Annotated in this window: 8 protein-coding genes; 4 read left to right on the forward strand and 4 right to left on the reverse strand. The window is 53.2% G+C overall.

Features of this window, described 5'->3' with window-relative positions; genetic code table 11:
- From ACLL9E_RS12350 to ACLL9E_RS12365, 4 genes are all read left to right on the forward strand, one after another.
- The coding region (locus ACLL9E_RS12350; protein WP_411292039.1) for an alkaline phosphatase D family protein at positions 1 to 412 on the forward strand (412 nt) is incomplete at its 5' end.
- Between the two features lie 88 nt (positions 413 to 500).
- Positions 501 to 1,619: an acyl-CoA dehydrogenase family protein gene (locus ACLL9E_RS12355; protein WP_411292040.1), complete on the forward strand. Its 1,119-nt coding sequence runs from the start codon at positions 501 to 503 to the stop codon at positions 1,617 to 1,619.
- A gap of 375 nt (positions 1,620 to 1,994) precedes the next feature.
- Positions 1,995 to 2,597, forward strand: a complete 603-nt coding sequence (locus tag ACLL9E_RS12360; RefSeq protein WP_411292041.1) for a hypothetical protein — start codon at positions 1,995 to 1,997, stop codon at positions 2,595 to 2,597.
- A gap of 179 nt (positions 2,598 to 2,776) precedes the next feature.
- Positions 2,777 to 3,049 carry a hypothetical protein gene (locus ACLL9E_RS12365; protein ID WP_411292042.1) on the forward strand — a complete coding sequence of 91 codons (273 nt, stop codon included), beginning with the start codon at positions 2,777 to 2,779 and terminating at the stop codon, positions 3,047 to 3,049.
- A gap of 15 nt (positions 3,050 to 3,064) precedes the next feature.
- Here ACLL9E_RS12365 and ACLL9E_RS12370 read toward each other — a convergent pair whose 3' ends face one another.
- The 4 genes from ACLL9E_RS12370 to ACLL9E_RS12385 all read right to left on the reverse strand — a co-directional run.
- The gene (locus ACLL9E_RS12370; RefSeq protein ID WP_411292043.1) at positions 3,065 to 3,937 is read right to left on the reverse strand and encodes a response regulator; all 873 of its coding nucleotides are present in this window, start codon (positions 3,935 to 3,937) and stop codon (positions 3,065 to 3,067) included.
- 457 nt (positions 3,938 to 4,394) lie between these two features.
- Positions 4,395 to 4,916, reverse strand: a complete 522-nt coding sequence (locus tag ACLL9E_RS12375; RefSeq protein ID WP_411292044.1) for a hypothetical protein — start codon at positions 4,914 to 4,916, stop codon at positions 4,395 to 4,397.
- 268 nt (positions 4,917 to 5,184) lie between these two features.
- A complete protein-coding gene (locus ACLL9E_RS12380; protein ID WP_411292045.1) occupies positions 5,185 to 5,553 on the reverse strand; it encodes a hypothetical protein in 369 nt (122 codons plus the stop codon).
- A gap of 460 nt (positions 5,554 to 6,013) precedes the next feature.
- Positions 6,014 to 6,223: hypothetical protein (locus ACLL9E_RS12385; protein WP_411292046.1), on the reverse strand; the 210-nt coding region annotated here is incomplete at its 5' end.

Below are 6,223 nucleotides of genomic sequence, written 5' to 3' on the forward strand. Positions count from 1 at the left end.
GGGCGGTTATCCTGCGGCGCGCTCACGCATATTGGCCGCAGCACAACGCGCTGATGCGAACCTGGTTGTGATAACGGGCGACAGCCACAATGGATGGGCGTTTGACTTGCCCGAAGGAGGAAAACCCGCTGGCGTTGAATTCGGCGGCCACAGCGTTTCATCGCCGGGCTTTGAAAGTGCTACGCTGGGCATTGACCCAGCAGTCGTCGCGCGCGGTTTGCTGGAAGCCAGCAAGCACGAGCTGCGTTGGGTTGATACGTCGAACCGGGGTTATATGCATCTGTCGCTTACCCCGCAGGCCGCGACGAACGAATGGGTGTTTATGCAGACGGTGAAGGATGTGTCGCTGGCAACAAAGGCAGGGCACAAGATGAAAGTGCGGCCAGGCCGAAAGGTTCTCGAGCAGGTGTAGGTTTCGCCTTAATTGGTCAGTTAAATCGCCTTGATTTCTTGCCATTGCTCGCGCCATAGAGACAGGAGTGGTGTGAGGAGAGAATGAAATGCAGATGGCTGGGCTGGGATATAGCGAAGAACAGATCGAGCTGCTTGATGTGGCAACGACCTTTTGCCGCGACAAATCCCCGATCGACCGAGTCCGCAAGCTGATGGACAGCGATTTGGGCTACGACGCCGGCATCTGGGCCGAAATGGCCGCGCTTGGCTGGACCGCCATTGCAGTTCCGGAGGCATATGGGGGCGTTGGCCTGACGCTGGCTGAGGTTGTTCCGGTTGTCGAGCAGATGGGGCGTCACCTTATGGCTTCTCCGCTGGTGTCATCAACTTTGGCCGCGCAGGCGCTTATTGCTGGCGGCACAGAAGCGCAGAAGGCACAATGGTTACCCAAGCTTGCGGAAGGCGCCATCGGGTCGCTCGCGCTATCCGAAGCGCATGGCGATTGGGACTTGCAGAATATCACGGCTACCGCGAAGCTGGATGATGATGCGGTGCATCTGTCTGGCGAGAAACTTTTTGTCGCCTGGGCGCAGAGCGCCGACATCATCATCGCGTCAGTGATGCTTGACGGCAAGCCAGCGTTAGTGCTGCTAACCGCTCAGGATATGGATGGCCGCCTGCGCCGGGAATCGATTATTGACGAGACAAAACGCAGCTTTGCGCTTGCGCTCGATGGATTGATCGTATCGCGCGCGGCTTTGCTAGATATCGGGCGCACATACGCAACGCTGTCGCATCTTGAGCAAGCGGCAAATCTGTTGCAAAGCGCAGAGATGTGCGGCGGTACGCAGAGCGTAATCGACTACACGGTAAGCTACCTGCAAACGCGCAAGCAATTTGGTAAAATCATTGGCGAGTATCAGGCTTTAAAGCACCCGACGGTCGATGCCTATGTCGAATATGAAAAGGCGCGGTCGCATTTGTACAGCGCGGCCAACAGCTTCAGCGACCAAGGCGTGGGCGAAATCGCGGTGCGCATGGCGAAGGCGGCAGCGGACACCACCTACAGCTTTGCCGCTGACCGGGCGATCCAGTTTCATGGTGGCTTTGGCTTCACACATGACTGCGACGCTGGCCTGCACCGCCGCGCCGCCATTTTTCAGGCATCGCAGTTTGGCGATGCAGCATGGCAACGCGCCAAGCTTGCACCCTTGCTGCTTGGGTGACGTAATGTCTTTGCGCCATCTGACCGGCTGGATAAGTTGTCGCTTAGCGTCGAGGTTGGTTGCGTTAGGCTGAACTCTGCTGCGATTAAAAGATCCAGATAAGCGATATGCAAACGCGGACCTTAACGAACACGCATTCATCGTTCAGGATGTTGCACGTGCTGTTAAATGGTCAATGAACGACCCTGTTTAAATAATATCGCAAAATTGATCGAAGGCTGTTGCGCCGACAAAAGATGTCGCAAACGCAACCCAGCCAATTTGTGCCATATTGGCTGTAATCGCTTTCGTTTCGGTTCCGATACGCCGTGCAATTGTCAGCGGCTTGCTTAATACAGAAATATAACGGGAATTAAGAAATCTCGGGTCGCACCGATGCTGGGTCAATATGTCTTGGCCGATGGTGGGAATCCTTGGCGAATATTTAGATATGTCGCCAAGGATTTCCCTTTTTTGTTGCGGAGGGAATACATGATCGAGGTCCAGATCGATTCAAATAAAAAAGATCAAATTCACACTTTCGACGTACCAATAAAACTAACGCGAAAACAGTTGGAAAAAATGCTGAGCACTGTCGATAGTGATGAGGCGCCGCGCATTCTGCAAGATCCGTCAAATGCTGCCAATATCATTGCAGTCAAAAAGGCAGCTGATCTTATCGAGATAACCAAAAGACGCTCGAAATTGTTTTCCGTTGCCAATTTATTTGCTGATCCTGCATGGTTTATTTTACTCGATCTGTTCGTTCGTCAGAATTCAGGTTTGCAGACCAGTGTTTCGAGCGCATGTCATGCATCATTCTCGCCCCTAACAACCGCGCTGCGGCATATTGCCATTTTGACCGACCGCAAGATCATCCAACGGCGGTATGACTCGGTTGACCAGCGCCGGGTGTTTTTGGAACTGACCGACGAAACATGTGCGGAAATCCAACGCATATTGTTGACGGACTATTACGAGGATTTTGTCATCGCGTGATGAACTCCGACGAGCACGGTTGAATCTCTATGTGAGAAGTGGCCCGCCACCGTTCGGAAGCGAGCGTCATATTTTGGCATGTTCTTATTGGCAGCCCAGCTTACCGCAAGATGACAGTGTCTTAAGCCCAGTGATTGTAAATACTTGTAACGACGTATGTTATTCTCTAGGCTAACATCTTGAAAAATAGTAAAACCACAGTAAGCAAATCCATGCATGAGGGTCCCGAGACGAATGCCGGGTTTGTGCATGAGATTATGCAGCCTTTGAACGTTATTCGGCTGTCCTGTGGAAACATCCGCGCGAGGCTGTCGACGAGTTCAGGCGAGGAGTCGGATTATGTGCGCGCGAAAGTCGCCCGGATAGAGAAGCAGGCCGATCGCGCCGCGCACATGTTGCACAAATGGATGCAGCAGCAAAAAGATGGCGACAGCACCGACGGCATCGCGTAGCGCTTCAAATGTGGCCTATCCGGCCTGCGCCTGCAACTTCCATGCGGTCTCCAGATAGCGTTGCATCGCGGCGAGGGCGTGGGGTTCAAGTTCAAGCAACGTCCGGCGCCTGTCCCTTGGGTCAACCCAGCGTCGCACCAGCCCGGCGTCAACCAGATTATTGACGTGGCGCAGGGCAGTGCTCAGCGGTACCAACGATGTAGCCGACGCGCTCGACGCTGGAACTGCTTCCCCACGCAAGCTGGCCTCGGTAATATCGAGCAAAATCTCCCATGACGGGCCAGTCATAACCTCTGGATCAAAAAACTTTGTCTTCTGGTGCTGGAATTTCAGCAGCAGCCGAATGAACGCCTGCAACTCTGGTCCGGTTGGGGACAAGGCTTGCTGTGCGGCGCGGTCGCCGCCAAGGCGCGCATCAAGCCGCTTGGTCAGTGAGGTAATCTGGAAGCGGTTGGCCATTGTGAAGTGATGCGCCGATGCCCGCCGCAACGCAGCCGCAAGTTCCTCCATTGATACAGGCTTGCAGAGCAAATCGATCGCATGCGATTGCATGGCCTTTGTTGCGGCTTGCACACTGGAATGGCCGGTCACGACCAAGGTTACGATGGGTCTGCTCGGGGAAAAGCGGTTGGAAATTTCGGAGAGAAACGAGATGCCGTCCATATTGGGCATTTCAAGATCTGTAATCACGACCCCGATATCAGGCGATTCGGCGATCAGCCGCAGGGCATCTGGCGCGTTGTCGGCGCAGACAACAGTGTAACCAAGATTTCTTATCGTATCGCAATACTCGTCGAGACAGGCGGGGTCATCGTCAACAACAAGAATTGTACCATCCTTGTTGCGCCTTGGAGGCGTCATAACATTGTCTGATTTGCTGCCCTGCATCAAACCCCACCTGTATTCCCAACATACCGATTTTGCGCCACCCAGCGTATTGCAAAGGTTTGTTGAAGTTACAGTTGTAACATCAAGAAATTCCTGATCAATCAAATAATTACTGATTAGTACGCAAATATTAACCACATAGATAAACATCGTGATGTGTGACGGGAAAAATGGCGCAGCACGCTGTCGTGCGTGATGGGTCTCAATCTTTAATTCCTGTTAAACAGGAAATTTACAGGGAATTTATGCAAATCACACTCCAAACCGAGCACGCTGGCCGATAGTATCCCGCATTTGCGATGATCCATCCCGGGCTGAAGGCCCAGCCAACTAGAGTGCATGGATACGGCGCGCAAAGTATAACGGCACCTGACACCAGACTCAAGCGACCATTCGAACGGGCAAAAATTCAATGATCAAGCGGGGGCGACAAATGTCGCCCCCGCTTGAAACATATCTATCGCTTCACCCACTCGCGCAACAACGACGTGCTGCCCGGCGAACTAAACTCGGCACGGCCTGCCGCCGCCGCCTGCATCTGTTCGCCAGTCATATTCATGAACGCACGCATCTCCACTCCGCGCGCGTCAGATTCATCCGGCGTTGCCAGTCGATCAGTCATTGTGATCAGATATATGTTAGGTTCGTTTTCGCGCGGATATGCATTGACCAGAATTTTGTACCCACTGATCCAACCTTTCGTCTTCGCAAAATCTTGTTGCCTCTGCCAAACCGCCGCAATGTCTTTAGCAACTTTTAGGCTACCGCCCGGTTTTACATGCACACCAGTTACCGTCCAAAGGTCGCCGACCTTGTAGGGATTGGGATACTGCTGCGAGGCAGCCGGTTGGGCAGCAAACAATAATGTCGCCGCAACTGCTATGAGACCAAATTTCTTCATCTGCTTCTCCTCCTTTGAAGGAACCCTGCCGACCGTTCCGCCGAGTGCCTTTTGTTGACCGGCCTTGCCGGAGATCACAGTCAGTGCCCCAACGCAAACCGCCGACGGTCTGGACACTCCAGTGAACAAGACGCCCCCAAATCAGATCGAATGTGGCAATGCCTGCTGCCCTGTTCGCTCTTTGTCGCGCTCACTTGAGGGTGTGCAACCTTCGCCATGAACGTTGAATATTGTTGGACGCTATATGTTGTGAGGCTAATGGGCCCGATCCTGGCACCCCCCAATATGACTTAACTGGACAGTCGGATCCGTCGGTGGATGTTCCCGCCGACGGATCCTCAATGGGTCAGTAGGTATCGTAGCTTGCGCGCGAGATCTGCGTCGCGCAGGCGTCGAAACGCGTCTGAAGTTTTGCTTCCGTGGAATTGGGGTTGGCGAGTGCATTGCGCCATACGTCCCACGCCTTGCCGAAGGCTTCGGCAGAAGCGGTCGTACCGACCCAGATGACCAAGCCGCTATCCGTACCGTGCACAGGCAACATCAGCTGCGCATTATATCCATGTGCCTTACCCCAGGTGTCGTTAAATTCCTTGGTAATGCCCATATAGGTGGCGAAGGTGCAGCCCGGCTTCAGCTTCGACGAAATAACATCAATGGTGTTGGCAAACGCGGGTGCAGAAAATAGCATTGCTGCAATCAAGATCATTTTTTTCATGGTCATCCCTCCAAAAGATACCCGCTGGCCGGCTTTCGGACAGACGAGTACGCGTTAAAGCAGAGCGACCCGGCAGGGTTATACCACACTCGCTCCTTTTCGGAAAGCAAACGTTGTCAATGGGCACGTACGAAGCGCTCGTGTGACTAGAAACCGCGTACGGGCGACATAGAGCATCGATGACGTCTAATGATTGGCGCAGCACGCAGTCCTGCTCGATACGGTCTCTGCTGGAAAATACCCGGTTTTACGGGAATATACCGGGAATTTATGCAATTTGGGGCCATAAAATGTAATATTGGCGTCTCAAGGCCTAGGCGTTTGGCCAAACCTGAGACAAAATTCCCGACGCCCAAAACCGGGAATATTTTTCTATTTTCAGTCCAATTAATTGCGTTGCTGTAATTAACGGGGACTTACGGGGCCCAACAACAGCGCGTCGCTCGGTACTATTGGGATGCTAAAAAATTGCGGCAGATTGATCTAAGTCAGGTTCACCGAAGCTGTACTGGATACCAAGTTCCGCAACGGTTAGAGACGCTGCACGGCTTTTCAGATTTGTCATGGCAAGCCAATGCGGATCTTGGGAGCCGTCAGCGACGTCTCCAATTCCACTTTGCCAGTACGAAAGATAAGCTTCGCCGCGTTCAGCTGCATAGAAATTGCCAGA

The organism is Sphingorhabdus sp. (genome assembly GCF_046596595.1).
Lineage (GTDB): Bacteria > Pseudomonadota > Alphaproteobacteria > Sphingomonadales > Sphingomonadaceae > Sphingorhabdus_B.